Annotated in this window: 26 protein-coding genes; 1 reads left to right on the top strand and 25 read right to left on the bottom strand. The window is 60.3% G+C overall.

Going from position 1 to position 24,492, the window contains the following annotated elements:
- Window positions 1-104: 104 nt before the first annotated feature.
- From J2Y39_RS01065 to J2Y39_RS00945, 25 genes are all read right to left on the bottom strand, one after another.
- Window positions 105-1,148 (bottom strand): phage baseplate assembly protein, encoded by a 1,044-nt coding sequence (locus J2Y39_RS01065; protein WP_310214523.1) that lies wholly within the window; start codon window positions 1,146-1,148, stop codon window positions 105-107.
- 4 nt (window positions 1,149-1,152) lie between these two features.
- Window positions 1,153-2,388 carry a DNA circularization N-terminal domain-containing protein gene (locus tag J2Y39_RS01060; RefSeq protein WP_310214520.1) on the bottom strand — a complete coding sequence of 412 codons (1,236 nt, stop codon included), beginning with the start codon at window positions 2,386-2,388 and terminating at the stop codon, window positions 1,153-1,155.
- Window positions 2,385-4,274, bottom strand: coding sequence for a phage tail protein (locus J2Y39_RS01055; protein WP_310214518.1), 1,890 nt, complete (start codon window positions 4,272-4,274; stop codon window positions 2,385-2,387). Before J2Y39_RS01055 ends, J2Y39_RS01060 begins: the two co-directional genes overlap by 4 nt.
- A gap of 130 nt (window positions 4,275-4,404) precedes the next feature.
- Entirely contained in the window at window positions 4,405-4,701 is a 297-nt protein-coding gene (locus J2Y39_RS01050) for a phage tail assembly protein (RefSeq protein ID WP_024011858.1), read from the bottom strand.
- A complete protein-coding gene (locus J2Y39_RS01045; RefSeq protein WP_007908779.1) occupies window positions 4,698-5,045 on the bottom strand; it encodes a phage tail tube protein in 348 nt (115 codons plus the stop codon). The genes J2Y39_RS01050 and J2Y39_RS01045 overlap by 4 nt, the downstream gene beginning before the upstream one ends.
- 67 nt (window positions 5,046-5,112) lie before the next feature.
- Window positions 5,113-6,609 (bottom strand): phage tail sheath subtilisin-like domain-containing protein, encoded by a 1,497-nt coding sequence (locus J2Y39_RS01040; protein WP_056783268.1) that lies wholly within the window; start codon window positions 6,607-6,609, stop codon window positions 5,113-5,115.
- Window positions 6,609-6,791, bottom strand: coding sequence for a DUF2635 domain-containing protein (locus tag J2Y39_RS01035; protein ID WP_016771429.1), 183 nt, complete (start codon window positions 6,789-6,791; stop codon window positions 6,609-6,611). The genes J2Y39_RS01040 and J2Y39_RS01035 overlap by 1 nt, the downstream gene beginning before the upstream one ends.
- Window positions 6,788-7,372 carry a hypothetical protein gene (locus tag J2Y39_RS01030; RefSeq protein ID WP_310214513.1) on the bottom strand — a complete coding sequence of 195 codons (585 nt, stop codon included), beginning with the start codon at window positions 7,370-7,372 and terminating at the stop codon, window positions 6,788-6,790. Before J2Y39_RS01030 ends, J2Y39_RS01035 begins: the two co-directional genes overlap by 4 nt.
- A 157-nt stretch (window positions 7,373-7,529) precedes the next feature.
- Window positions 7,530-8,552, bottom strand: coding sequence for a phage tail protein (locus J2Y39_RS01025; RefSeq protein WP_095180505.1), 1,023 nt, complete (start codon window positions 8,550-8,552; stop codon window positions 7,530-7,532).
- Between the two features lie 9 nt (window positions 8,553-8,561).
- Window positions 8,562-8,774 (bottom strand): tail protein X, encoded by a 213-nt coding sequence (locus J2Y39_RS01020; protein ID WP_095180504.1) that lies wholly within the window; start codon window positions 8,772-8,774, stop codon window positions 8,562-8,564.
- On the bottom strand, window positions 8,767-9,150 hold the full coding sequence (locus J2Y39_RS01015; RefSeq protein WP_041478101.1) for a phage tail protein: 384 nt from the start codon (window positions 9,148-9,150) through the stop codon (window positions 8,767-8,769). The genes J2Y39_RS01020 and J2Y39_RS01015 overlap by 8 nt, the downstream gene beginning before the upstream one ends.
- Window positions 9,150-11,123 carry a phage tail tape measure protein gene (locus J2Y39_RS01010; RefSeq protein WP_150636344.1) on the bottom strand — a complete coding sequence of 658 codons (1,974 nt, stop codon included), beginning with the start codon at window positions 11,121-11,123 and terminating at the stop codon, window positions 9,150-9,152. The genes J2Y39_RS01015 and J2Y39_RS01010 overlap by 1 nt, the downstream gene beginning before the upstream one ends.
- Before the next feature lie 128 nt (window positions 11,124-11,251).
- Window positions 11,252-11,833 (bottom strand): phage tail assembly protein, encoded by a 582-nt coding sequence (locus J2Y39_RS01005; RefSeq protein ID WP_041478102.1) that lies wholly within the window; start codon window positions 11,831-11,833, stop codon window positions 11,252-11,254.
- A 152-nt stretch (window positions 11,834-11,985) separates the two neighbouring features.
- The gene (locus J2Y39_RS01000) at window positions 11,986-12,492 is read right to left on the bottom strand and encodes a phage major tail tube protein (RefSeq protein WP_310214505.1); all 507 of its coding nucleotides are present in this window, start codon (window positions 12,490-12,492) and stop codon (window positions 11,986-11,988) included.
- Entirely contained in the window at window positions 12,492-13,658 is a 1,167-nt protein-coding gene (locus J2Y39_RS00995) for a tail protein (RefSeq protein WP_016771437.1), read from the bottom strand. Before J2Y39_RS00995 ends, J2Y39_RS01000 begins: the two co-directional genes overlap by 1 nt.
- A 2-nt stretch (window positions 13,659-13,660) precedes the next feature.
- Window positions 13,661-13,846: a hypothetical protein gene (locus J2Y39_RS00990; RefSeq protein WP_039762525.1), complete on the bottom strand. Its 186-nt coding sequence runs from the start codon at window positions 13,844-13,846 to the stop codon at window positions 13,661-13,663.
- 102 nt (window positions 13,847-13,948) lie between these two features.
- Complete coding sequence (locus J2Y39_RS00985) at window positions 13,949-14,377, bottom strand: phage tail assembly chaperone (protein ID WP_236168054.1); 429 nt, start codon at window positions 14,375-14,377, stop codon at window positions 13,949-13,951.
- A 3-nt stretch (window positions 14,378-14,380) separates the two neighbouring features.
- Window positions 14,381-16,819 carry a phage tail protein gene (locus tag J2Y39_RS00980; protein ID WP_310214502.1) on the bottom strand — a complete coding sequence of 813 codons (2,439 nt, stop codon included), beginning with the start codon at window positions 16,817-16,819 and terminating at the stop codon, window positions 14,381-14,383.
- Complete coding sequence (locus J2Y39_RS00975) at window positions 16,820-17,455, bottom strand: phage tail protein I (protein WP_310214501.1); 636 nt, start codon at window positions 17,453-17,455, stop codon at window positions 16,820-16,822.
- Window positions 17,452-18,447, bottom strand: a complete 996-nt coding sequence (locus tag J2Y39_RS00970) for a baseplate J/gp47 family protein (RefSeq protein WP_310214499.1) — start codon at window positions 18,445-18,447, stop codon at window positions 17,452-17,454. Before J2Y39_RS00970 ends, J2Y39_RS00975 begins: the two co-directional genes overlap by 4 nt.
- Window positions 18,444-18,776, bottom strand: coding sequence for a hypothetical protein (locus tag J2Y39_RS00965; RefSeq protein WP_056783245.1), 333 nt, complete (start codon window positions 18,774-18,776; stop codon window positions 18,444-18,446). The genes J2Y39_RS00970 and J2Y39_RS00965 overlap by 4 nt, the downstream gene beginning before the upstream one ends.
- A gap of 14 nt (window positions 18,777-18,790) precedes the next feature.
- Window positions 18,791-19,399 carry a phage baseplate assembly protein V gene (locus tag J2Y39_RS00960; protein ID WP_150636338.1) on the bottom strand — a complete coding sequence of 203 codons (609 nt, stop codon included), beginning with the start codon at window positions 19,397-19,399 and terminating at the stop codon, window positions 18,791-18,793.
- Window positions 19,400-19,402: 3 nt separating this feature from the next.
- Window positions 19,403-19,924: a hypothetical protein gene (locus J2Y39_RS00955; RefSeq protein WP_150636335.1), complete on the bottom strand. Its 522-nt coding sequence runs from the start codon at window positions 19,922-19,924 to the stop codon at window positions 19,403-19,405.
- A gap of 71 nt (window positions 19,925-19,995) precedes the next feature.
- Complete coding sequence (locus J2Y39_RS00950; protein WP_056783240.1) at window positions 19,996-20,334, bottom strand: phage holin family protein; 339 nt, start codon at window positions 20,332-20,334, stop codon at window positions 19,996-19,998.
- 525 nt (window positions 20,335-20,859) lie between these two features.
- Complete coding sequence (locus J2Y39_RS00945) at window positions 20,860-21,603, bottom strand: XRE family transcriptional regulator (RefSeq protein WP_110600122.1); 744 nt, start codon at window positions 21,601-21,603, stop codon at window positions 20,860-20,862.
- Window positions 21,604-21,805: 202 nt separating this feature from the next.
- Here J2Y39_RS00945 and mutS point away from each other — a divergent pair, with 202 nt between their 5' ends.
- Complete coding sequence (mutS, locus tag J2Y39_RS00940) at window positions 21,806-24,388, top strand: DNA mismatch repair protein MutS (protein WP_310214487.1); 2,583 nt, start codon at window positions 21,806-21,808, stop codon at window positions 24,386-24,388.
- Window positions 24,389-24,492: the final 104 nt, after the last annotated feature.

Genomic DNA, 24,492 nt, shown 5'->3' with positions numbered 1-24,492 from the left:
GTGGGAGCGAGCCTGCTCGCGAACGCGGCGGGTCAGGCGCTGTGATGTTGAGGCTGGCGACGCTTTCGCGAGCAGGCTCGCTCCCACAGGGTTCGGGGTCAGGCTCAGGTTTTTTTCGGGGGCGTCGGATCAGGATCAAAGGTATGCGGCGGGGCAACTTGCAGCGTGGTCACCGAACCTTGCGCCGACAACGAATAAGTGACCTTGGAAATCAGCATGTCACCATCGAAATCGAGCACCGGATCCTTGACCTTCACTAGCGTGTTATGGCGCCACAAATCGCCATTGCTCTGCCGCCAGCCCTGCACCTGATAGGTGGTGGTCTGCGCACGGCCCATGCGAGTCGCGCTTTCCCATTGGGCACGCTGCTGCGCCAACTCAAAGGTCAGTTGCGTGCCTTCGTTGATCACCGTGGTGCGCCGCCGTTTGAAACTCAGGTCGGCCGCCGTCGACTCGACTTCGCTGACCGCCGCGCCGCTTTTCGCATCCGAGCCTTTCTGCTGGCCGATCACCCGATACTCGGAGAACACCTGGCTGAAATCCATTGGCGCATTGGCCGACAGGATGTTCTTGCCCAACTCCAGCGCATCGCTGGCGCGGCCACCGCTGCCGGGTTTGGCCAACACCAACTGGCCCAGCTCGTTGTCGGTGGAAAACACCCGCAGCAGCGACAGCAATCGGTCGATCGACTGGAATGCCGTTTCACCCGGCACGATGGTGTGTTTGGTCAGGCGTGTGGTGTCGCTGATTTCATTGACGACCCACAGTCCATATTCGCTCGCCAGATCGCGGACGATAGTCAGCAAGGGTTGTTGCTGCCATTGGCTGGGCAGATTACGGGCGGCGCAATCGACCAGATCCTGGGTTTTCGAACTGCCTTCGATGGTCAGGCTGACCTGCCGCCCGTCATAGCGGATCGGCGCCTTGAACACGTAGCCGGTAAGCACCAGATCCTTGCCGATTTTCACTTCACAGGGGTCACCGGGTTTAATCGGTTTGCTCACCGCCTGCCCCGGCCATTGCCAGGTAATGTCGAGCTTGAAGGTGCGGAACTGACGCTCGAGATCGGCGGTGATTTCGACGCTTTTCCAGCCGCCGTATTCCATGTTGTTGACCGTCAGCGTGACGTGATTGTCCATCTCGTTCATGGCGTCACTCCCGCGAGACTTTCACATCGTTGGGCGAGAAACCGGGATGGGTAATCGCGTTGCGCTGAGTCACTTCTTCGACTCGCGTGGCGTCGCCGAACTGCTTGTAGGCCACGACCACTGCCGGAAAGCTTTCCTGAAACGATTTGCTGACTTGCCGCACGCCAGAAGACGCCACCGCTTTGAGATGAGCCACCAGCGCTTCCTTTACATCGTTGATGGCCTGGAAGTGCGCAGGTCCGGCTTTCGCCAGCATCGGGTCGATGGCTGCAGTCACCGCCGTGCGCAGCGCTTGCATGTCATCGCTGACGGGGACTTCCTGACGACTCACCGGCGACGTCGACTGTTGAGCCAGCGACGGTGTCGACGCCAGTTTCACCGGCGTGGTCGCCACTGGCATCGACGCGACCCACTGCGCGACTTTGACCAGCATCGTGTCTTGCACCAGATCGGCCATCGCCTGCGCTGCGGCATTGGTGTCCTTGCCGGTGGTGATCTTCGGCGCATCAGCCTTGCGAATCGCTTCGAGTTGCTGCGACACGTCGGCGATCACGCCACGGTAGCCTTCCTTGGCGAACGCTTTCAGTTCCTGGATATCGCCGAGCAAACCGTTGAATTCCGCCGCCACTTCCTTGGGCAGCTCTTTCACGGCTTTGACCAGTTCAGTGATCTGGCGGTACTGCTCGATCAAAGGTTTCAATTGCTCCTTGATCACGTCATAGACGCCGGTAAGGCTGTTGCGCAGGTTGGTGATGCCGATCCGCGCAGCCTTGATCAAAGTCATCGCCTGTTCGAAACGCGCCACCGCCGAACCCAGCAGCCCGTCGGCCTTGGCCAGCAGCACTTTCTGCGTGCTGACCGTGGCGGTCGGAAACGGCAGGGGTTGGTCGGGATAGAACTTCAAGGCGAACGTCACCAGCCCACCGTCCTGGCGGGTGTGAGTCATGTCGCATTCGCCGACCTTGACCTGCAGGCGTCCAAGCCACGGATGCACCAGTTCGCCACGGCCCTGCTCCAGCGCCTTGAGCAGCTTGTCGCGCTGCTCAAGGCAATCGGGGCCGATGATGAACGCGGTCAGATCGTGAGTCTTGGCCTGCTGGCCGAGGTCCTCGAAAAACGGCAGGTCGCGTTGCGGGTATTCATGCAACTGCCCTTTGCGACCGACCGGGGTTTTCGCCTGGTCGATCCAGAAACCGACACCGCGAAAGGATGCCGGCAATAAACGGTCACGCCAGTTCATTGGGAACCTCCCATCGACAGCGAGCGATAGCCGATGCGTGAAGACACGGCCAGGCCCGGTTGATTGGTTTGCGGTTGTTCGGTGCGCAGGCCGGCCGGCGCATTTTCGAAGCGCACGGTCAGACCGCCTTCGAGTTGCGTACGGTTGTTGGCGGCACTTTGCTGGATCAGCGCGCTGGAGGTTTGTGGCAACGAGCCGCTTTGCAGCGTGCCGTTGCCGGCAGTCGCTGCGCTCGCGCCGAAGAACGCCGGTGCCAGCTCACCCTTGCCTTCGGCATTGGTCTCGCGTTGTGCTTCAGTGAGAGTTTCAACCTTGCCGGTGACCTTGGCGATCAGTCCGGCGAAGCCACCGTCGAACAACTCCTTGATCGGCGCAATGACGGTTTGCAGCTTTTGCCACAACTCGCCGAACCACTCGGTGATCGGCCCCCAACTCTCGATGATCTGATCCAGAGGCTTCCATTCGAACAGGCTGTGCAGAAAGTCCGCGACCGGCGCGGACAGCGCCAACACAACGCCCCAGATCGCCGAAAAGACTTCACCGATCGGCTGCCAATATTGGGCAATCTGCTCCAGCGGCGACCACTCGAACAGGCTGGTGAAAAAGCCTCTGACCCGCTGCACAGACGTTTGCAGCGCCATCCAGATCGGTTCGAAGAACCCGACAATCCCACCCCAGGCGCTGGTGAGCATTTGCATCGGGAAAAAATCGAACAGTGCCCGCAAAGTATCCCGGGTGCTTTGCACAGCCGATTGCAGCGTCGTCAATATCGGCTGGAAATACGCAACAATGCCTCCCCAGGCGCTGGTGATCATCTGCATTGGCGAGAAGTCGAACAGCGACACGAGGAATTCTTTAGCCGGTAGCGCGACTTCTCGCAGGCCGCTGAACATCGGTTCGAAGAACGCGACAACACCACCCCATGCATCGGTAAGCATCTGCATCGGCGAGAAATCGAACAGATTTCTAAGAAATGCCATCACCGGCACACTCAAGGCCTTGAGCAATTCCCAGATCGCCGAGAACAGGCCGGTCAGCGGCCCCCAGTTTTCAATGATCATCCCCGCAGGCGACCACGAGAAAACCGACTTGAAGAAGTCGATCACTGGCGCCGTCACGGCCATCACCTTGTCCCAGACTCCGGAGAAAAATCCCGTGACCGGTTCCCACAGCGCAGCCAGTGCCGCCAAAGGTCGCCAGTCGAGTACCGAGCGCAACGTCGCCATCGCACTCGCCCCGATGTTTTTCACGCCCTCCCACATCCCTGTGAAGAACGCGCTGATCGGCGTCCAGTTGGCCACGATCAAACCGGCCGCCACGGCAATGCCCATGGCGATCAGCATGATCGGGTTGGTCTTGAGCACCATGCTCATGACGTCCATCACCTGCGTCATACCGGTGACCGCGGTTTGCATAGCGGAGAAGGCAATTGCCCCCGCCGCCAGGCCTTCAACCAGTTTCGGATTGTCGGCGAGCAGACTGCCGACCTGCGTCAGCATCGGTTCCAGCCCGACCACCAAGGCCCCCACCGCCGGCACCAGCGCGGCGTCCACCGCCGCCGAAACCTTCTGCATCGACGCACTGAACACGTTCATGTTCTGCGTCGCTGCTGTCGGCGCGGCGGGCAGATCGACGGTTTTCGCCGTGTCGCTGACTTCGCTCAATTTGCCCTGGAACGCTGCGGCCGATTTGATGCCGTCTACAAACGGCGTGATCACGCTGCCGCCGTTGAACAGACCACTGATGTCCAGTTTGCCGAGGCCGGTCTGCTCGAGATTATTTTTAAAACTCTCAACCTTCATGCGCAGGGCGCCCAGTTTGGGCGAGAGTTCATCGATGCCGGTGATCAGCACCGGTTTCGGGGTTTTCTTCTCTTCGTCTGCCATCACTGCACCTGCTGCATCGCATTGATCCGTTGCGCGTGCTCCAGCGATTCGCGGAGCACATCCAGTGGCCTGGCCATCATCTGTTCGGGGTCAACCTTCCAGAACCAGGCCAGGTCATAGGCGACCGCGATCAGGTCGGTGATGGCGCCGACGCCGCACTCATGAAAAAACTCGCGACGGCCCAGCTCAGCGCATTGAGGTCAGCCAGATCCAACTGGTTGACCGACGACGGCGGAATGCCGGCGCACACGGCGATGTATTTGGCCGCCACGTCCATGTCGAGGCTGACTTCTTCGCTCTTGTCGATCTTGTACGGCAGCGCCTTGATCGCTCGCACTTCCTGCACCGTCGGACGACGCAGAACGAGTTCGGTCAGTGGCTCGCCGTGGGCTTCGATTGCTACTTGAAGCTTCACGGCGGCGCTCATTGCCAGGTCCCCTTGATGCCTTCGAATTTCAGTTCGATGGTGGCGTCGTCGCCCTTGGAAACTGGCTCCTCGACCAGATAGGCGCCGGCCAGCACGTAGACTTTGCCGTTGCTGAATTCGCAGGTGACGGTGATATCGGTGCCTTCGATCAGCTTCTTCAGCGGGAAGTCGGCGGTGTGCAGCGCGGTCACTTTGAACGACGGCGCGATGTCGGTTTCCTTGTAGAAACCGGGCACGACGGTTTCACGTTTGACGGCCATCAGCGGGGCTTCGCAGCCGCCATTGATGGTCAGTTGTGCGCCGTCGACCTTGACGTAGCAGGTGCCTGCAATCAGTTGACCCATGGTGTTTCTCCCTTCAAATAAAAAGCCCACGCGAGGTGGGCTGAATGCTTAGCGCCGACTGCGCGGATCAGGCCGCGTCGTCGTACTGCAGACGGAACTGGTTGAGCAGTGCGAACACGCGCAGGCCGTTGATGTAATCCGGCGGGAACAGCACGTTCACGCGGCTCGGGTCCTGCACGTCGCGCTCGACAATCAGGTGCTCGGCGAACAGCTCGGCGTTCTCCACGTGGCCTTCGAGTTCGAGTTTGGCGTACTGCGCGATCAGCTCGCCGCGAATGGTCGCCGGGGTGACGATCGGCTGGCCGGCACCGAAACGGGTGCCGTCGGAGGCCAGTTTGTGGCGGCCGTATTTGCTGGTGATCACGCTTTGCAGACGACGCACGATGAACGCCGACTGGTGCATGGTTTCGCTGTCCAGATAGGAGTTGTCGGCCTGGCCGTAGGCGTTCTTCTGGTAGGTGGTGATCGAGCGCTGGATGCGCACGTAACCGCCTTCGTAGTACGCGGTGGCGATGCCGTAGTTGAGCAGCGACTGACGCTCGGTCAGGGTGAAACGCTCGCTCGCCGGCGCCGGGTCGACGCCCGGCAGGCTGCCGCTTTGGGTCGGACGGCTGGCATCGGCGGAGATGAACACCGCCGTGCGTGCAGCCAGCGCGGCGGCCTGTACCCAAAACGGTTGCGGTACGCCCGGTTCCAGCGCCTGGATGGTCATGTGCTGATCGTTGCGCGCCTGGCCTGCGGCAACCAGCGTACCGACGGTGCCGCGCTTGGCGCTGTAGACGTGACCAAACAATTGCTTGGCCCACGACCAGCGCCCGGTGCTGTCGTCCATGACCGCTTGCCAGGTGTTGAGAGTGGCCAGATCGGACCACGGCAAGGCGATGAATTCGAAAGGCTCATCGCCCAATGCTGCGACGGCAGCGATCTGATCCGGTACACCGGCGCCGCCGGTCATGGCGGTAATTGCGCTGGTCAGGCCGGCCGGAGTTTCTTCGCCGTTGCTCTTGCCCAGGCGATTGAATTGCAGACTGATGTCGTTGCCGCTGTCGCCGGTCCATTTGGCGGTCAGGGTGACCACGCCTTCGGCAGTGGCTGCGCTGACTGGCAGGTCGGCAGTGGCGTTGATTTTCTGCGCCAGTGCGGTTGCCGCTTGAGCGGCGGTGGCGCCGTTGACCACGGTGGCTTGCACACGCACGCCGCCGACATACAGGTTGAGCATGCCCGCCTGAGTTGCGGTGCCGGTCAGGGTCAACACACCTTTGGCGATAGCGCCTTCAGTGTTGTGCAGCGGCAGGCACCAGATCTCGCCGATCGGGTCGGCCTTGCGGAAAGTCTCGTACATCGAAGCGAGCATCGAGCCCTGGCCGCCGATGCTTTTTGCCAGCGCCACGCTGGAAACCAGCACCAGTTTGCCGACTTCAGTCGGGGTAATATTGTCGTTGACCTGCGCGACGATCAAACGGCGCATGGCCGAAGTCGCGCTGTTGGCGGCCGAGTTGTCCATTTCGGCATAGAACAGCGGCACACGAATGTCCGCCGGGATGTTACTGAATCCGATCGCCATTATTTGGCTCCCTGTGGTTTAGCCGCTTTTGCGGTTTTGAGTGTGATATCGCCGTCGGCCAGACGCCGGCGCCACCAGGCGCTGTCCAGCACGTCACGGCCTGCAGCCGGCAACAGGTCGCCCGCCTCCGGGTCAGGTACGACACGGCCAGCGGCCGGCACTACGGTGATGCGGTTGCTCATGGGGTTACGTCTCCAGAGAAAGTCATTTCCACCCGGCCATCCGGACCCGGGCGTTGCAGGTTGGGGTCGGCCGGATCGATCGCATCGACCCGCACCGTCATCCCGGTAAAGGACGACAAAGCGTCCAGTTCGCGCTCGTGCCAACTCTCCGCAGGCTGACTTGGCAGATTGCGGCCGAGCTGGAACTCGGCATAAAAACGCAGCCGATAGAACAGGCGGCTGCTGTTGATCGAGACCAGCTCGCCGCCGTCGTAGACGATGGCGCTGTAGTCGGCATCGGGCTTGAATCCCACCAGCGCGCGCCACAGTTCGGCGCGCAGGTCGTGCAACCCATCCAGCGCTTTTGTCGCGTCGGTAGCATCAAGCACCAGAACGATTTCGAAGCGGTCGCGGATCGATTGGGTGGTGAGGTTTTGGGTGGTGCCAGGACTGGCCAGATCGGCCAGCAGCAGAACGTGCGCCGAGGGTGTCGGTAGATCGGGGTTGCCTTGCAGCAACGCCAGATCGACACCCACCGAAATATGATTGGCAAGCCCAGGGCATTGCCCACGCAGTTGCGTGAGGATCGGGGTGATCTTCATGGGGGTGTTCCGAAGTAAGAGAAATTACAGTGAACGCCGCAGTCCCTGTGGGAGCGAGCCTGCTCGCGAAAGCGGTCGATCAGTCACATCGATGCTGAAGCTGACGTCCCTTTCGCGAGCAGGCTCGCTCCCACAGGAATAAGCACTCGGTTCAGGATTACTGTTCCGCCTTCGGGTCCAGGCACGACGCATCAATCAGGCAGCGATAGCTGTTCTCGCGACTGCCGCTGGCGGTGACCTTGTCGATCGACCAGCGTCCGCGCATGAAGTCCGGCCAGCTCTCATCGAGCAATACCAGCCCTTCGGCCGCGAGCCGTGGATCCCCCGGGCAGGTGATTTGCACCTTGTACTTCTGCCGCAGCATCTTGCGCACTTCGCCCTCGCCTACTGCGATGGCATCAGCTTCGCTGGGCTGCTTCTGGCGCAGCGTCTTGAACGGCGCAACACCGGTTTCAACCCAGCGCAGCACCCCGGCCGCCGCATCCCAGAAACAGGTCTTGCAGCCCTTGGCCTGCTCGCGGGCAGATTCTTCCAGCGTGGCGCTGATGAAGGCGTGATCGCCGGGGCGATTGTTGTGGGTAACCGACAGCGTCACGTCCGGCAGAATCTGCCCCGACAACGACTTGGTCTGCCCGGGCCGCGCCAGCACATAAACATCGCCGTAAGGCTTGGCGACGACGTTGTATTTTTTCGCCAGACGCGTGACAAACCCCATGTCGGTCTCGTTGGACTGGTCGATGTGCTCGATGCGGATCAACGAAATCTCCGGCGCGACCCGTGGCGAAAAGCCGTGCAGCTCCACCAGCTTGCGAAATAATCCACCCAGCGTCGTTGGCCCATGACTGGCGGTGCGGCGCTGCTTGAAGCCGGTTTCATCATCCTTGCTGAATGGCGCCGCAGTGGCCACCAGGGTGAGGCGAAACGGAAACAGTGTTGGCGTCAGACGCGTCACTTTGAACAGGCCTTTATCGACCATCGCGGTTTCTCGATAGCCGACTTGCATGCCAATCTTGCCGCCCAGATTCGGCAACCCCTCAAGCCCCTCCAGATCGATAGTCAACGTCAGCTGATCGGACTCGAAACCGGCGGCATCGATGTGCTCCCAACTGATCAGGCGTTGATTGAGCAAGGCCGCGTTGGCCCCGTAGATATTCACTGCCGGCGTAAATCCCAGTGCCATTCAACCTCCTTAATCCCACGCCGTCGCTGCTTTGACCACGGCGGGTTTCACATCCAGTTCCGGTAGCACGATCCAGACGCCGGCGGGCAGAATCGGCCCGTGTTCGGCCAGGGTCGGGTTGAGCTTCCACAGCGCTTCTTCGGCAGCGTCATCACTGCGCCCGGTTTCGCGGTAGAGCAGCAGATTCACCGAATCACCGGCCACGCTTCGTGCTTTACGCATTGTTGAACTCCGCTAGTTCGATGACCCAATCGACTACCATCGCCGTACCGTCATCGATGATCTGGGTCTGGGTTTCCTGAACGCTGCTGATCCGCCACAGGCCCCAGTTTCGACCAATCCCGTCGATCAACGGCAGCGGGATACGCAGCGCCTGCAAAGCTCGCAATTCATCGAGCCGATCCATGGCTACGGCGTACATCGACTTGCCGGTAATGGTCAGGGTTTCCGGTTTCTGTCCGGTCTGGCTGGACTTGGGTTTGCTGGTGAGGATCTGTATCTCGGTCCAGCCGCCGTCAGACTTGCGCAGCAACTGGTGGTACGCAAAGTTGCGCGACAGGCCGAAGATGAAACTGCCCAATGCCATTTGCTGTTTCATCAGGCGACTCCATCGGTCAGGGCCGCGTCGCGGCGGGTGGCAAGGGGGTTGTTGGTGAGCAGCGGGGTCATTTGCATGAACTGGTTTTGCAGATGCTGCGCGACCAACATACCGATCTTGTCCGAGCTGCCGGGGTCGCTGCAGTAGACCTGGACCGAAGGTGCGTAGGTCACGTGCTGGTCAGACGCATGGGCGCTCGCCAGATCCTTGCTCACTTGGGCGGGCGCAGAAAGCGTGTCAGGCGCGGTGATAGCAAGTCTTTCACTCAAAGCAGTTTGCGCGTTTCTGCTCGATGCCGGAATCGCCTGCGAAATAGCCTCCAGAGAAACCGTCGATGGCCCGAGGTGCGGCGTATCGACCAATGATGCTCGTTCGCCAATTGCCATTTCCGCACCGGCCGCAGGAGCCAGACTGGCAATCCCTGTCACCGGCTTGTCCGCTGCGAGCCTCGATGCAGAATCTGCTGTTGACGAAAGATCGGGGGGATTCGCCAGGGCGCTACCAGGTATCCGTTTGCGCAACCGGTCTTTCGCCTCATCGACACCGGCGTCCAACACAAGATCGAATAGCTTTTTCAGGGCTGAACCCAAAACAATGACCCCCGCCGTGATCGTCGGATGGTCCTCAGCGAATTCACTCATCCTGTCGATGCCGGCACCGGCAACGCTCAGCACTTCAGGAGAGGGCGCCACCGCCTGGGCGCTGGCGATAGCCAAGCGCTCGTTTCGAGCAGTCTGAGCATTCCACTGTCCTTGCGGGGAATTGGAGCGTGCCAGTGCAGACTGGCGCACCGAACTCCGCTCACCGATCACCGAAGTCGCGTACTGACTTTTGTCCTTTACTTGCGAAAAGGCCTCGTTGACATCGCCCGGATTCTGCGCCAACAACTGCACCGCATTGGCGCTGTCAGCAAACAGGCTTCGCGCCAGCGTGGCGCGTTGTTCGACAGGTTTTGCGTGCAGCGCGGCAAGCACCGAGAGCAGCGCACCCTGGGCATTCTGCTTGTCAGGGTCATGCATTGCAGCGGTCACGGCAGCAGGATCAAGTCCCAACTGCTTCCAGGCGCCACGCTCGGCGGCGGAGACGCTGTCACCTTTGCCCAGGGCAGCTGAAAGGCTCTTCAACGCCTGCCCGGCATCGTCTTTGCCCGTTCCGCTGCGGAGCAAGGCTGCCGACAGCGCTGCGGCCTGCTCGGGCTGCAAGCCTGCAGTGAGCGCCGCCTCGCCTGATTGCTTGAGTACGGCGCCGATGTCGGCGGACTTGACGCCACCCGGCATTTTGCCGAGCAGGTGTGTCGCATCCGCGAGGTCAAACGCCTGATCGCGAGTGAGCTTCATCGAGGTGCGCCACACCGTCATCATCTCGGCGACTTCCATCGCTGGGATTTTGAGTGCCGACGCTACGACCGCAGCGTCGCTGGCGAAGTTGAGCAGCTCAAAAGACTTGTCCGACGCGTTGGTCAGCTCATTGCCAATTCCTGAGTCGGCGGCCAGCGTTGCAACCTTGATCAGTTCGATACCGCTGGTGCCTCCCGCCGCCACCATCGGCTTACTGGCCATGATCAAGCTCGACAGTGCGATTTCGTTGGCCTGCACTGGCGTCAATTGTGCCGCGCTACCCAGATCGGCCGCCGCCGAATAAAAGTCAATCGCCGGCCTCACACTTTCTGGTGCCTTGGTCCGCTCGGCGGCCTCATCCGGCGCTGCCGACGCGCTGGTGGCTTCACCGTTCGCGGTGGAACTCAACGAGAGCATCCGCAAGTTGGACAATGCCAATCGCAATGAATCGATCGCTGTCGTCAACGCATCGATCCTGATACTTGCGGTGACGAGCGCCTGACTCAGCTGGGGATATTGATCGCCGATGATCGGTCCGGGGCCGGGGTTTGCCGCAGCCATGTTCAAGCGGATATCACCGGTTGCTGCGCCCCCCCGCTCATCGGCATTCATTGGCGCAAATTTGCTTTCTGCCATGCCGCTCTACTCCTGTTTCACGCCAAGGCGAGTGATCGCTATGTCGTAGCGGCGCAACGCCTTTTCGGCGTCCCATTCCAGAATCTCCGCTTCACTTACCGGGTAAATGAGCGGGACGATATCGAGGATTACTTCGATGTCGCGTTCCGAAAGTAGGCCGCCGGCTGGTTTAAAAAATCGTCGATGCGCACCTGCAATTGCGTCCAGTCGGGGACGGTCAGGTGGGCCAGATCGGGGATCATCAGGCCGGTGCAGTGGGCGGTGATGAATTCGGCGCGTTCCTTGGCCGTCTTCAGTTTCTTCATCACTTTGGTGGCGCGCAGCACGGGCATTTCCAGGCTCAGCGAAGTCACGGTGCGACCGGTCACGGCGAGCGTTTGCAGCAATTGCACCTGATCGGGATCGTCGGATTTCTCCGCGTCCTCGACCTGGTCGAGAAAGTACGCACTCGGCCGGGTCGACATCTCATGGACGTACTGAGCGATGCTCACGTAGTCCGGACGTTTGAGTTGATCGAGCTCTTTCACCGACAGGCCGGTGGCGAGCAGCGCCAGCTCGAAGAACTGATCGTCTTCGTCATCGCCGGCGCGTTCCAGCGCTTCTTTCTGTGCGGCGTAGAACAGCGGTTTGAGCTGGATCGATTCGATCTGCGAGCCATCGTCGCCGGTGATCGGCGACAGCAGTTCGTGTTGGGGGGGCATCCACGGCATGTATGAATTCCTTGGTGATTCGTTTAGATCCACTGTGGGAGCGAGCCTGCTCGCGAAGGCTTTGGCACATTCGAAATTGATGTAACTGAACGACCGCTTTCGCGAGCAGGCTCGCTCCCACAGGGTTTTGTGATTTGCCGGTAAACCGGGGTTTACGGCATCAACACCGCACGCCGTGCATCACCGAGGATGTCGACGCCGTTGAGCACGAACTTCTGCGTGCGCACGTCGATGTCGATCACCGGCACGCCGTTTTCAAGGCGGTTGTAGGTGCGGCAGGACAGTTCCAGGTTGGTCTTGGGTTTCTCGCCCATTTTCACCGCGGTTTCCTCAAGGGACTTCAGCTGGCCGCCGACGGTGTGGTAGGTGAACCAGGTATTGCCGTCCTGATCCTGACCGGCTTCACGCACGTTGAGCAGGATGTCGTCGCCCAGCTTCACGCCCAGCGCCAGCAGCACCTCGGCGCCGAGGCCTTGCAGGGTCAGCTTGGCGCCGAGCGCTTTGCCGCCCTTGGCCATTTCTTCGACCATAAAGCGCCCGCCGCGCATCTCTTCCATGTCGAATTCGATTTTCGGCGGGGTGAATTCCTCAACGGTCGCCGACAACGGCAGGCCTTGCAGGGTGGCCGCGATGGCCTGTCTTACGCGGTTGGTAAACATTAGAGAACGTCCTCCAGGAACTGCTCGATGATTTCATCGCGGGCGTTGAGTTGATAAACCATGTGTTCGTTCGGCGCGTAGCGGCCGTAGTCGATGACCACGTACCAGGTGCCGTTCTTGTACTTCTCGACGCTGTTGAGTTCCGGGTGCAGATACACGCTGCCGCCGGGAATGGTTTCATCGGCAACCAGGGTCTGCAGCCAGTCGTTGATGCGCTTGACCTCCTGATCCATGAAGGATTTGGTGAGGTTCTTGGCCATGGCTTTCTGGCCGGCCTTGACCAGCTTGCGGCTGATCGCATCTTCGAGGCCGACGTAGCTGATGAACTTGCCGGTGATCGAGCGGTTACCCAGCAGCGAGAAGCCGCCAAGAACGGTGCGGGCGTAGTAGCTGACGCCGTAACGGTTGAGCAGATCGCCTTCGGTGGACGTATCGAGGATGTTGTACTCGACGACCCGCGAAACGTCTTCGGCGAAAGTCACCTGGTTGCCCGGGCTCTCCCATTGCTTGACCTTGGCCAGCGCGGCAATCGCCAGACTGGAGGGCGACAGGAAGACGTTTTTCTTCGCCGCTTTCGAATACACGGCGGGCATGTTGTGCACCACCAGGCAACGGTCGAAACCGAGTTCGGCCCCGCCGAGTTCCTGGCTGTACAGGACCTGATCGGCCACCGAGACATCCTTGCCGTCCAGCACTACACGGGCCTTGATGCGCTTGCCGAACGCGGCGAACTCGCCGGCCACCGCTTTAGTGCCGGTGAAGCCCGGCGCGCCGATGATGGTCAGGTCTTCCGGGACACTGCCCAGCGCCGCCAGACCGAGCTTGCGGCCAGTGGCCGGCTCGACACCGCCGATCACATTGTTGACCGTGTCGGCCGGCGTCGCGCCTGCTTCGACGATGACTACGTACACCGGCACCTTGACCACTTTGAGGATCTGGTAGACCGCGTGATACAGCGTGCCCTCTTCCGAACCGGTCGGATCGAGCAACGCGTGGGTGGTGAAGCTGTTGATGCGGAACGGCGCGTTACGCGGAATCAGCGGATCGGCTTTCGGCGCAGTGCCGACCAGACCGATGACGTTGTCACCCAGGCCACCCATGGCCTCGGGGGATTCGGTGGCATTGACGGTAATGCCGTTGTGCTCGAAGTTCAGAACCTCAGCCATGTTCAGTCAGCCTTCTTGGCAGCGGCCTTTTTGGCCTGGGTGATAGGGGTTTTCGGCTCAAGTCGCCCGGCAAAGTGCAAGGCACTGGCCTCGACATCGAGCAGATCGAGTTCTTGACCGACGCTCGACCAATGCCCACCGCCGGTGGGGAATGGGACGAGCACGGTGTAGGTTTGGCGGGTTGCCATTTTTCGTTTCTCCATAAACGGGAAAGCCCCTCGGGAGGGAGGGGCTTTGGCGGGTGTTGAATGTTTTAAGCGGACAAGAAAACGCCCCGGTATTCGGGGCGTTTACTTAGGCTGCACAGCGATCCAAGAGGGCACGACCGGACGTGCGTCTGCCGATGGAAAATCTGCCGACTGAGGCCAGTCGCGCAAGTCGCGAATGTAGATCAACAGTTCGCTGAATAGCTCAGTCGTGAGCGATGGTGTCAGGTTCAGATCCAGTTGGTCCCGATGGCGCTCACGCAACCAAAGAACACTATCGATCTGTTGGTCTCGCCAACTGCGTTCCTGCTTTGCTCTTTCTTCCGAAGTCAATTCCGGCGGATCAATCAAGATCGGCAGTCCGCTCTCATCCACACTACGAATTTTTCCGAGCATGGGGCTGGCGAAGACTTCCTGATAGAGCGCGTCACTGATTTGAATCACGTCATCCGGCATCACCGAATGCACACGGTCCAGATAAGTGCAGTCTGTTGACTTGCTGTAATACCGCATTTTTTAGTTACCTATGGCCAGATAGCGGAAGTTCGTTGTCGCTGCATTGCCCCAAGCGGTGAAGCCTGTCGTCACTGGACTTACTCCCAACGAGTGGGCACCACCACCGCCATCTGTAGCTATCATTTGAAAGACGTTGTTGCGGAAGGCAATCGGGAAACTGAAATTTGCGGATGTCCCCGGCATATTCGCCAAGCCCCATTGCAGCATCAGGCCGCCAAGCCACGATGGGAAAATGATGTATCCATTGGCGGCAAGATTGATCTCGAATCCGAGGCGCAGTTTTTTCGGTGAAACAATGACGGTGTCATCGGTTCCTGCATTGGTTTGACTCTGGGTCGCGACTTTCGCTGTGCCTTGATTCACTTCAGACGCTTGTTGGGAAAGTCCCGTCAATGCAGCGATGTCGATGCTTCCCTGGTTAACCGGTGCGTTCCAGGCTTTGATGCACCACATGACGGCTAGGTTGCGGGGGCGGGTTTCCGCCCCACCTGCGTTTACTGTCGTAACAACAGTCACCGTCTGCATGGTAGTTCCGGCATCTACAGCGGAAAGAAAAGCACCTGTCGATATTGCTGCAACAGCACCATTGACTTTGCCACCCTGCCACTCGCCAGCCGGATCCAATGTAGCGCCGGTTTCGTCAAAATAACGGTGATTGTGCGCCTTGAAGGATTCTGCCTGGTTACTTCCCATAGCTCGACCGGCATCCACTCCTCGGCCATGATCCCAGCCACGCAGGAACTCGCCACGTGACTCTGGCAAGCGGAAGTTCCCCGCACCCTCGTTACCCTTGTTGTAAGTGGTACCGAGAAAAGCCGCCAGATCCGGATAAGCCGCAATGCTCTGCACACTGCCGTCGAGCTCCAGATATCCAGGAGCAACGATCCCCACAGGGAATGCCAGAACAGCACCCACCGGAACGGCAGATTTCAGCCGTTCGACCTCCTTCGCCAGCGCGGCGACATCAATGGTTCCCTGATTGACCGGGGCATTCCACGCTTTGATGCACCACATGACGGCAATGTTGCGAGGACGGGTTTCTGTTGAGGTGCGCGCAACTCTCGAAGCATCGAAGAGCATATTGATGACGCCGGTAGCGGCTCCGCCTCCGGGGATTTGCGTCCCACCGGTCGCCGCCGAGCCAAAAGCGCCGCCGACCTGGCCCACAGCTGCCAGTTGAACCCCATTATTCGCGGCATATTGTCCCGTGATGTTTTGGAGCGAATCGAGCTGCGCACTGCCGATTTCCCGGCCGACGTCCACCCCACGCCCATGATCCCAACCGCGCAAAAACTCCCCGCGCGCTTCCGGCAGCCGGAAATTACCAACCCCCTCATCGCCCTTGTTGAACTTGCCACCCAAATACGCGCCCAAGTCCGGATAAGTCGCACTGCTCTTGACGCTGTTATCCAGCTCCAGAAAACCCGGCGGTGGCGCATCAACCGGAAACGCCACAATCGATCCAACTGGCAACGCGGAAGCCTTGGCGATCAACGCCTCAACTTCAGCCTTGGTGTACGAGTCCTTGATGCCAAACCCTGCCAGCGTTTCCGGATTAGCCCCAGCCGTCGCGCGACCATATTCATCAACAGTCAGGCTCTTGTAAGTTCCCGCAGCAATCCCGGTGCGCCCTGCGAGCATCTTGAATGTCAGCGCGGTCGTGCCAAGCGTGATCGGTGCATTGGTGGTCAGGTGCCACAGCGAATCTCCATTCGCTACGCCCTCCTCCACCATGACCGTCAGGCCCGGCGTAACCTTGGCGCTGCTGTTGGCATCGGTGGCCCGCACCCAGTCGCCATTGGCAACAATCCACAGGCCGTTGTCCTTGGCCAGCGTCTGGCTCGGCAACAGCACGCGATCGCCGGCAACCACGGCAACACCATCAATCTGCTGTGCGCTGTTCATCACGACATTGCCAGTCGCCGCAACGCGCACCGACTGCTTGCCATCAAGTTTGCCGAGTTCTTCAGCCAGATAACTCATGACCCAGGCACGGGTCGCTTTAACCACCGTGTCATCAATCAACAAGGTCACCAGCGAGGCATTGCTGGTCTCGAAAATCGAGCGAATGTAAAACTCTTTACCCGAGCCCGACGCCGCCAGCACCGGTTTGAACGACTCCGGATATTTGACGATGGCATAGAGAACACCAGTGTCAGTCCATAGCCCCGCTTCCCGTACATACCAGCCGCCAACATCCGGAGGAATGGTCACTTCGGCGAGCAGCCAGCTCGGGTTTTTCTCATCCTGGAACAGTGCGTTGAGCGGTCCGCGCCAGACTTCGCGTTTCAGAGCGGTCGCGGTGGCGGCCGGGTTGTAGACCGCGCCGTTGCCGTCGCCGACGGAAATCTGCGTCAGCTTGATCGGCGTACCGGCGGCCTTGCACGCCGTTTCGTAGGCAATCCCTGCGTTGGTGAGCAGGGTGTAATAGTCAGCCATTCAGGCCCCCTGAGGATAAATAGTGGATGTTTCGACGGTGTACATGCCGGCAGCCATGAACGCCTCGCCAGAGGTTTCGAGCCCTTCGATGAACACCGGATAAACCGTGGTCAGTTCGCCGCAAAACGTCGCAGCACCAATGACGTGACTGCCGAATGCGCTCAAACCCACCGACACGGAGAGAACGTCCCTCTCGCTTTTCGCATCGGCCAGACGGCGGTCGAGACGGGCGTCGATTTCTTCGCTGTAGGGTTGGTCGCTGAAGGCACGCACGGAAAAGCTGTACGGCGCGCCGGGCGGTGTCCGTTCGTACCAGGCGCGGATCTCGGGTCTTAATTGCAAACCCTTGGCGGCGTTTTCCAGCGCCTTGCGAGTGCCGGCCTGACGCGCGGTGGGCCAGGCCAGTTCGACGGTCAGGCGTTTTTCCGCCTCCGGTGCGGCGCTGCTCCATTCGGCAACACCGCGATCCGCCGCCAGATACGGCAGAAAGGCAACCGGGGTTTCTGCGGGGTTCATCAGTTCCGGGAACGGCGGTGCGATGCGATCGAGCAAGGCGCCGAAACCCAGATCCAGTCCGCGTTCGAGGGCCGAGCTGTTGGCCGGCAGTAAGGTCGGGCGCTGAGTTTTTTCACTCATAGCGTCAGCACCTCGACTTCAACCGCGGTGCAATACGGCGCCTGAAACGCGGTCGTCACAATCGGCGCCAGCGGTTCGAGAATCTGCAGTTGCACGGCGCCGGCGCTGTGCAACGTGTAGTCGATCCAGCTCGGATCGACCCGGCCTTCGAGGCGATGGCAACTGTCGGCATACGCTTGCAATTGTGCTTGCGCCGCGACCTTGGTCAGGCCCGAGTCGGGGCCGGAATTGATCTTGGCGACGACGCGGATTTTGTAGCGCTGGATCTCGGCAGCCTTGACGGTGACGAGGTCGGTTTCCGGGCGCACGTCTGGACGAGCAAAGTGCTGACGGACGCCCTCGAGCAATGCTTCGGAAGGCGTGCCATCGCCGTCTCGAGAAAGCACGGTGACTTGCACTTCGCCCGGCGCAGTGCGGCGCCCGTTGCCATCCTTGACCTGCGCGGCGAGGCCGTCCGGGTTGAAGGTGTAAGTGACATTCACTACGCCGGAATCAGTGGACTCAACCTGCACCGTGGGCCGCTCGCCGAGGGTGAACACCTCGCGGCGATACTGCATCCGCGAACCCGCCGCCGGTGCATGAGGTGCCAGGTAATAACGCAACCGAGCGTCGTCATCACTTTCATAAATCGCCGGTACCGGAGGGAACGCTGCCGGGTCGCCTGGATCGAGCAACTGCCGTTCCAGGCCCATGTCCGCCAGCCGCGCATCGAGATTGCTGCCGGTCGCCCACCACGCCAGCATCTGTTTGATGCGTGCGTTGTATTTGCGCTCATGGGTTTGCAGACGCACGCAGAACGCTTCCAGCGCGAGGGTCAGCAATTCGCTTTCGTTTTCCAGACTCGCCTTGAGTTTCACGGCGCTGGCCGGCGAGCGAGCACCCACGTATTCGACGACGAAGGCTTTGAACTCGTTGAGTAAATCTTCGAACGCTTCAACCGTGATCAGCGCGGGTTCGGCCAGTTGATTCTGGCCGGGGATCAGCATGCTCATGTCACCACCTCGAAGGTTTGTTGGCGGTTTTTCCAGGTGCCGGCAAAACGCAGCAGCAGGCCGTCGCCGTGGCGACTGGCAACAATCACTTGCGGCTGAAAATCATCGATACCGTTATGCGGGTTGTAGAACGCTTGCGCGGCGTGGCTCTGTGCCAGAAGCAGAATGTCGTCACCGAGGTTCTGCCCGAGGAGAGTGGGAATCAGCGAACCGTACAAAGGTCGTTTCTGCCGAGTGCCCAGCGGTGTGGTCAGGGCCCGGGTCGCGCGCTGCACGAATTGCAGCCAGTCGTCGACCGTGGCCCCGCTGTCTCTATCGATTCCGATCATGGGAGGCTCTTGAATCAGGGGCTGATGACGCGGCCCTGGTGATCGACCAAGGGGCCGCTGAAGTGCACGCCCGAGGCGTCGATGCTCAGGCCGACGGCGCCCAGTTGCAGGGTGATCAGTTGTGGCGTCATGGCCAGACGTGCAGGGCCGATGCTCAGTTCGAGCGACTCGCGAGACCCGTTGAATTGCGCGGGTCCGTTCAGCCAGTGCAAGGCGTGGCTACCGTCGTCGTAACCGCTTTCGCTGCCGTCCTGATGTACCCGACGGGTCAGCGTCGGCACAGTCGAGGCCGGGGGGAAACGGTCACTGTTCAAGCCGAACAACGCGACACTCTGCGCACCGCTTTCACCGCTGCCATAGTTGAACAGCAGGCACTGCTCGCCCACCGTCGGGATGCGCGATTCGCTTTGCGCACCGGCGCTGGGGTTGAAGAACTTGATCGCTGGGGTGAGCAATCCACCATGGCTGACCTGGCAGGTATTGCTCGCCGCATCAATTGACTGACAGATGCCAATGCGACAGAAACTCTCGGCGCGGCGGTGCAAGTCTTCGATTTCCGCTTCCATTTCCGCCAGACGCTCAATGATCGGGCCGAGTTGCATGCGCAGTAATGCATCGAACATCGGTCAGCCCTCCAGCGCGGTGTACTGGTCTGGATCGTCGATGTTGCTGACTTCCCAGGTGCGAGCGAATTTCGGCATGCCCAGTGGATCGTCGAGCAGGGTCGAGCCGAGGTAGAGCGTCTGCTCGAAGGTCAGGGTCCAGGCTCTATATTGTTGATCAGCACTGATAAGCAACGATGGCAAGCCATCGATATTCATCGGCAGATCGCATTGATCGCCGGGCAATCCCCAGCGGTTGTCGGTGATCAGGTTTTTCAGCACGGCAATCAGATCGCACGCTGCAAATGCACTGGCGGCAAGGGCCGGGATGACTTGCAGAGAGACCGTCATGACATGAGCAATTCGCCCGTCAGCGGCGCGCACCCCGGGTCCATTGCGGTCGAAGTCGATCAGCACCCAGGCCTGATCGCCCGGTGCAGTGAAATCATCATGGTTGCCGACGGTGAGGTTGAGGCCGGCGGTGTTGCGCAGTGACGTCGCGATGGCTGTAAACAGTTGCGACGGCTGCTGGATCGGTGTGGGCATACATGACCTCCTTTTCAATCGTCCACGCGCAGCCCTGCCGCCAACATGGCGGCAGGGAAAAATATTCAGGGTTAAGGGTGGTCGCGCGGCGGCACTTCGCAGACGCCGATACGCTTGGCCGCCCAGCGTTCGTAAAGGCCTATAGCGACATCAGCGCCGGCCATCGCCGTCAGGCAGCCAAACGCGCCAGCGGCCCAGATCGACATGCCGGCGGCATACAGCAGCATGATCGCTGACACGCCGCAGATCATGCAGGCGCCGGAACGCAGAGCCAGACGCCGCACAAGTGACCAGCCGCGGGCGCCCTCCTTGTCGGCGCGCCACATTTCGCCGGACACCCCGCCGACGACAGCGAGGAGGATGACCAGCCAGATCGGCATGTCCGCCAACGCTTGTTGCTCGTTTGTCATGTCACGCCTCCGTGGGTGATTGATGAGTGATGGGTTGGATTCAAACGGTTTCTCTTGAGGCAGGCATTCCAAAAAGCCCGGCGCTTGCACACCGGGCTTTTCAGTAATGCGCTCCTTCGCCTTCCTTCAAATCCTGTGTTCGAGAAGGAAGCTGACTTTTCGGCGCTACTGGCGCGGTACGAGTCCATTCAGATTGTTTTTCCGACCGCGGTCCCTGCCCGCCGGATAACTGCTTCTGGTGCTTTACGCTGCACACCCGGGTCAGTTGCCAACCCTCTGAACCGTTGAGGCCGGTTCATCGCTGCCTGTTCTTGTGGAACTAAAGAGCTTGTCTTGCCAGCCGCTTTGTCGAGCGGCTTGGTGGCAAGAATATGCATGGATGCATATACAGTCAATGCGTAAATGCATTTATTTATGCATTAAATTTGCGCATATGCATGAAACCCAAGCGGGCCAAGGGGTGGGGAGATTTCTGCAGGCGTAAAAAAACCTGCCGAGGGGCAGGTTTCAGTTGATCGAAAGGGGCTAGCGGGCGTACATGCCCCACCAGAAGACGTGACCAAGGATAACGATCTGCTCTTCCTGGATTTCCTGGAAGCTGTAGTCCTCGTCCGGATGCTCGTCGCGATTGAAGCTGCGCAGACGGATACCGGTGGGCAAACGATAGAGTTGCTTCACGCGCAGCTGGCCATTGTGATTGATCGCATACAGGTCGCCATCAATGATGTCGCCGATGCCGCACTTGCCGGCGTTGACGCCGACGGTGGCGCCATCGCGAAGAACAGGCAACATGCTGTTGCCGCGCACCGTCACGCATTTGGCCTGGTCGAATTGCACGCCGTTGTGGCGCAGGCTGCGCTTGCCGAAGCGCAGGCTAGAGCGCTCGCTCTCTTCGATGACGAATCTTCCTGATCCAGCAGCCAATTCAACCTCGCGTAGAAAGGGCACCGACACCTCGTCGTCATCGACGGGCGTGTCGTCGTCCCACAGGCTTATGTCCTTGAGTTCCGCATGCACGTCAGCGCGAGTGCCGCCGGTCGTTGGCGCGACGTCCGCGCGCCCGCGCAACTGATCGGTGCTGACGTTGAAATACTCGGCGATCTTCGAGATGTGTTTATCCGAAGGATCGACAATCTTCCCGCTGAGAATCCGCGAGAGCGTTGATTGAGGCACGCCGGTGCGACGGTGGAGCTCCGTGGGGGAGATCCCGTGCTGGTCGAGCAGTGCTCTTAAGACGGAGGAAACGTTGCGTTTTTGCATAACGCGCATAGTGCTTGAAGTTTTTCCCGATGACAAATGCTGATTTGCATAAATCGTGCATAGATCAACTTTTCTCCACAAGCAAAGGCTCACCCGACAGCAGTGCCTGCGTCGGGCTGACTGCCCATGGTAACCTTGCGCCCATCGCGGAAAAGCCCGGCCAATGCCCGCGCTTTGCCCTACATCTTTTAACGAGTTGCCCGACAATCCGATGAATAAAGCCGTCTCCGACCTGTCCTCCCACACTCCGATGATGCAGCAATACTGGCGCCTGAAGAATCAGCACCCGGACCAGCTGATGTTCTATCGCATGGGCGATTTCTACGAAATCTTCTACGAAGATGCGAAGAAAGCCGCCAAGTTGCTGGACATCACCCTGACCGCGCGCGGGCAGTCGGCGGGTCAGGCGATTCCGATGTGTGGGATTCCTTACCACGCGGCGGAAGGTTACCTGGCGAAACTGGTCAAGCTCGGCGAGTCGGTGGTGATCTGCGAGCAGGTCGGCGACCCGGCCACCAGCAAAGGCCCGGTGGAGCGCCAGGTCGTACGGATCATCACGCCGGGGACAGTCAGTGACGAGGCGCTGCTGGATGAACGCCGCGATAACCTGATCGCAGCTGTATTGGGCGATGAGCGTCTGTTCGGTCTGGCGGTGCTGGATATCACCAGCGGCAACTTCACCGTGCTTGAGATCAAAGGCTGGGAAAACCTGCTGGCGGAACTGGAGCGTGTCAACCCGGTGGAACTGTTGATTCCGGATGACTGGCCAAAAGACCTGCCGGCGGAAAAACGCCGTGGCGTACGTCGTCGTGCGCCGTGGGATTTCGAGCGTGATTCGGCGCTGAAAAGTCTCTGCCAGCAGTTTTCCACCCAAGACCTGAAAGGCTTCGGCTGCGAAAACCTGACCCTGGCCATCGGCGCTGCCGGCTGCCTGCTGGCCTACGCCAAAGAGACCCAGCGCACCGCCCTGCCCCACTTGCGCAGCCTGCGTCACGAACGTCTCGACGACACCGTGGTGCTCGACGGCGCCAGCCGGCGCAACCTGGAGCTGGACACTAACCTGGCCGGCGGCCGCGACAACACACTGCAATCGGTGGTCGATCGCTGCCAGACCGCCATGGGCAGTCGCTTGCTCACTCGTTGGTTGAATCGACCGTTGCGCGATCTCACAGTGCTGCTCGCCCGCCAGACGTCGATCCGCTGCCTGCTCGACGGCTACCGTTTTGAAAAGCTGCAACCGCAGCTCAAGGAAATCGGCGACATCGAGCGGATTCTGGCGCGAATCGGTCTACGCAATGCGCGACCACGTGACCTTGCGCGTCTGCGTGACGCTCTCGGCGCACTGCCCGAACTGCAAGTGGCGATGACCGAGCTGGAAGCGCCGCACCTGCAGCATCTGGCGGCCACCACCAGCACCTATCCAGAACTGGCGGCGCTGCTGGCCAAAGCCATCATCGATAACCCGCCTGCGGTGATCCGTGACGGCGGCGTGCTGAAAACCGGTTACGACAGTGAACTCGACGAACTGCAATCGCTGAGCGAAAACGCCGGCCAGTTCCTCATCGATCTGGAAGCCCGGGAGAAGGCCCGTACTGGTCTGGCCAATCTGAAAGTCGGCTACAACCGTATCCACGGCTACTTCATCGAGCTGCCGAGCAAGCAGGCTGAATCGGCGCCGGCCGACTACATCCGCCGGCAGACGCTCAAAGGCGCCGAGCGTTTCATCACGCCCGAGCTGAAAGAGTTCGAAGACAAGGCGCTCTCGGCCAAGAGTCGCGCGCTGGCTCGGGAAAAGATGCTTTACGAAGCGCTGCTCGAAGACTTGATCAGCCAGCTGCCACCGCTGCAGGACACCGCCGGCGCATTGGCCGAGCTGGATGTGCTGAGCAACCTCGCCGAGCGTGCCTTGAACCTCGACCTTAACTGCCCGCGTTTCGTCAGCGAGCCGTGCATGCGCATCACCCAGGGTCGTCACCCGGTGGTTGAGCAGGTGCTGACCACGCCGTTCGTGGCCAACGATCTGAGCCTGGATGACAATACGCGCATGCTGGTCATCACCGGCCCGAACATGGGCGGTAAATCCACTTACATGCGGCAAACCGCTTTGATCGTGTTGCTGGCGCATATCGGCAGTTTCGTACCGGCCGCCAGTTGCGAGTTGTCGCTGGTCGACCGCATCTTCACCCGTATCGGCTCAAGCGATGATCTGGCCGGTGGTCGCTCGACCTTCATGGTCGAGATGAGCGAAACCGCCAACATCCTGCATAACGCCACCGAGCGCAGTCTGGTGCTGATGGACGAAGTCGGGCGCGGTACCAGCACCTTCGACGGTCTGTCGCTGGCGTGGGCGGCGGCCGAGCGCTTGGCTCATCTGCGCGCCTACACCCTGTTTGCTACGCACTATTTTGAACTGACCGTGCTACCGGAAGCCGAACCTCTGGTAGCTAACGTGCATCTCAATGCCACCGAGCACAACGAACGAATCGTGTTCCTGCACCATGTTCTGCCTGGACCGGCCAGCCAGAGCTATGGCTTGGCGGTGGCACAACTGGCCGGCGTGCCCAGCGAAGTGATTCTGCGAGCGCGCGAGCATCTGAGTCGCCTGGAAGACACTGCCCTGCCCCACGAAGCGCCGAAACCGGCGGCCAAGGGCAAGCCGTCGACACCGCAGCAAAGCGATATGTTCGCCTCGCTGCCACATCCGGTGCTCGATGAATTGGCCAAGGTCGATCTGGACGACATGACGCCACGTCGAGCGCTGGAAATGCTCTATGCACTGAAGAACCGGATATAAGCACTGAAGAAGCGGATATAACGCAAATCGCTTCAAGCTGTTAGAATCTCGCGCGGTTCGGGATGCTGCTGGCTCATAGCCTGGTCAGCAGGTATCGCTCCCGA

The organism is Pseudomonas sp. 2957, assembly GCF_031456345.1.
Lineage (GTDB): Bacteria > Pseudomonadota > Gammaproteobacteria > Pseudomonadales > Pseudomonadaceae > Aquipseudomonas > Aquipseudomonas siliginis.
This window is presented reverse-complemented; position numbering and strand designations above follow the sequence as displayed.

What these genes read in the sequence shown, in the direction of transcription:
- J2Y39_RS01065 (WP_310214523.1), bottom strand. Translation starts at nt 1,148, where the DNA reads ATGAACGAGATGGACAATCACGTCACGCTGACGGTCAACAACATGGAA.
- J2Y39_RS01060 (WP_310214520.1), bottom strand. Translation starts at nt 2,388, where the DNA reads ATGAACTGGCGTGACCGTTTATTGCCGGCATCCTTTCGCGGTGTCGGT.
- J2Y39_RS01055 (WP_310214518.1), bottom strand. Translation starts at nt 4,274, where the DNA reads ATGGCAGACGAAGAGAAGAAAACCCCGAAACCGGTGCTGATCACCGGC.
- J2Y39_RS01050 (WP_024011858.1), bottom strand. Translation starts at nt 4,701, where the DNA reads ATGAGCGCCGCCGTGAAGCTTCAAGTAGCAATCGAAGCCCACGGCGAG.
- J2Y39_RS01045 (WP_007908779.1), bottom strand. Translation starts at nt 5,045, where the DNA reads ATGGGTCAACTGATTGCAGGCACCTGCTACGTCAAGGTCGACGGCGCA.
- J2Y39_RS01040 (WP_056783268.1), bottom strand. Translation starts at nt 6,609, where the DNA reads ATGGCGATCGGATTCAGTAACATCCCGGCGGACATTCGTGTGCCGCTG.
- J2Y39_RS01035 (WP_016771429.1), bottom strand. Translation starts at nt 6,791, where the DNA reads ATGAGCAACCGCATCACCGTAGTGCCGGCCGCTGGCCGTGTCGTACCT.
- J2Y39_RS01030 (WP_310214513.1), bottom strand. Translation starts at nt 7,372, where the DNA reads ATGAAGATCACCCCGATCCTCACGCAACTGCGTGGGCAATGCCCTGGG.
- J2Y39_RS01025 (WP_095180505.1), bottom strand. Translation starts at nt 8,552, where the DNA reads ATGGCACTGGGATTTACGCCGGCAGTGAATATCTACGGGGCCAACGCG.
- J2Y39_RS01020 (WP_095180504.1), bottom strand. Translation starts at nt 8,774, where the DNA reads ATGCGTAAAGCACGAAGCGTGGCCGGTGATTCGGTGAATCTGCTGCTC.
- J2Y39_RS01015 (WP_041478101.1), bottom strand. Translation starts at nt 9,150, where the DNA reads ATGAAACAGCAAATGGCATTGGGCAGTTTCATCTTCGGCCTGTCGCGC.
- J2Y39_RS01010 (WP_150636344.1), bottom strand. Translation starts at nt 11,123, where the DNA reads ATGGCAGAAAGCAAATTTGCGCCAATGAATGCCGATGAGCGGGGGGGC.
- J2Y39_RS01005 (WP_041478102.1), bottom strand. Translation starts at nt 11,833, where the DNA reads ATGCCGTGGATGCCCCCCCAACACGAACTGCTGTCGCCGATCACCGGC.
- J2Y39_RS01000 (WP_310214505.1), bottom strand. Translation starts at nt 12,492, where the DNA reads ATGTTTACCAACCGCGTAAGACAGGCCATCGCGGCCACCCTGCAAGGC.
- J2Y39_RS00995 (WP_016771437.1), bottom strand. Translation starts at nt 13,658, where the DNA reads ATGGCTGAGGTTCTGAACTTCGAGCACAACGGCATTACCGTCAATGCC.
- J2Y39_RS00990 (WP_039762525.1), bottom strand. Translation starts at nt 13,846, where the DNA reads ATGGCAACCCGCCAAACCTACACCGTGCTCGTCCCATTCCCCACCGGC.
- J2Y39_RS00985 (WP_236168054.1), bottom strand. Translation starts at nt 14,377, where the DNA reads ATGCGGTATTACAGCAAGTCAACAGACTGCACTTATCTGGACCGTGTG.
- J2Y39_RS00980 (WP_310214502.1), bottom strand. Translation starts at nt 16,819, where the DNA reads ATGGCTGACTATTACACCCTGCTCACCAACGCAGGGATTGCCTACGAA.
- J2Y39_RS00975 (WP_310214501.1), bottom strand. Translation starts at nt 17,455, where the DNA reads ATGAGTGAAAAAACTCAGCGCCCGACCTTACTGCCGGCCAACAGCTCG.
- J2Y39_RS00970 (WP_310214499.1), bottom strand. Translation starts at nt 18,447, where the DNA reads ATGAGCATGCTGATCCCCGGCCAGAATCAACTGGCCGAACCCGCGCTG.
- J2Y39_RS00965 (WP_056783245.1), bottom strand. Translation starts at nt 18,776, where the DNA reads ATGATCGGAATCGATAGAGACAGCGGGGCCACGGTCGACGACTGGCTG.
- J2Y39_RS00960 (WP_150636338.1), bottom strand. Translation starts at nt 19,399, where the DNA reads ATGTTCGATGCATTACTGCGCATGCAACTCGGCCCGATCATTGAGCGT.
- J2Y39_RS00955 (WP_150636335.1), bottom strand. Translation starts at nt 19,924, where the DNA reads ATGCCCACACCGATCCAGCAGCCGTCGCAACTGTTTACAGCCATCGCG.
- J2Y39_RS00950 (WP_056783240.1), bottom strand. Translation starts at nt 20,334, where the DNA reads ATGACAAACGAGCAACAAGCGTTGGCGGACATGCCGATCTGGCTGGTC.
- J2Y39_RS00945 (WP_110600122.1), bottom strand. Translation starts at nt 21,603, where the DNA reads ATGCGCGTTATGCAAAAACGCAACGTTTCCTCCGTCTTAAGAGCACTG.
- mutS (WP_310214487.1), top strand. Translation starts at nt 21,806, where the DNA reads ATGAATAAAGCCGTCTCCGACCTGTCCTCCCACACTCCGATGATGCAG.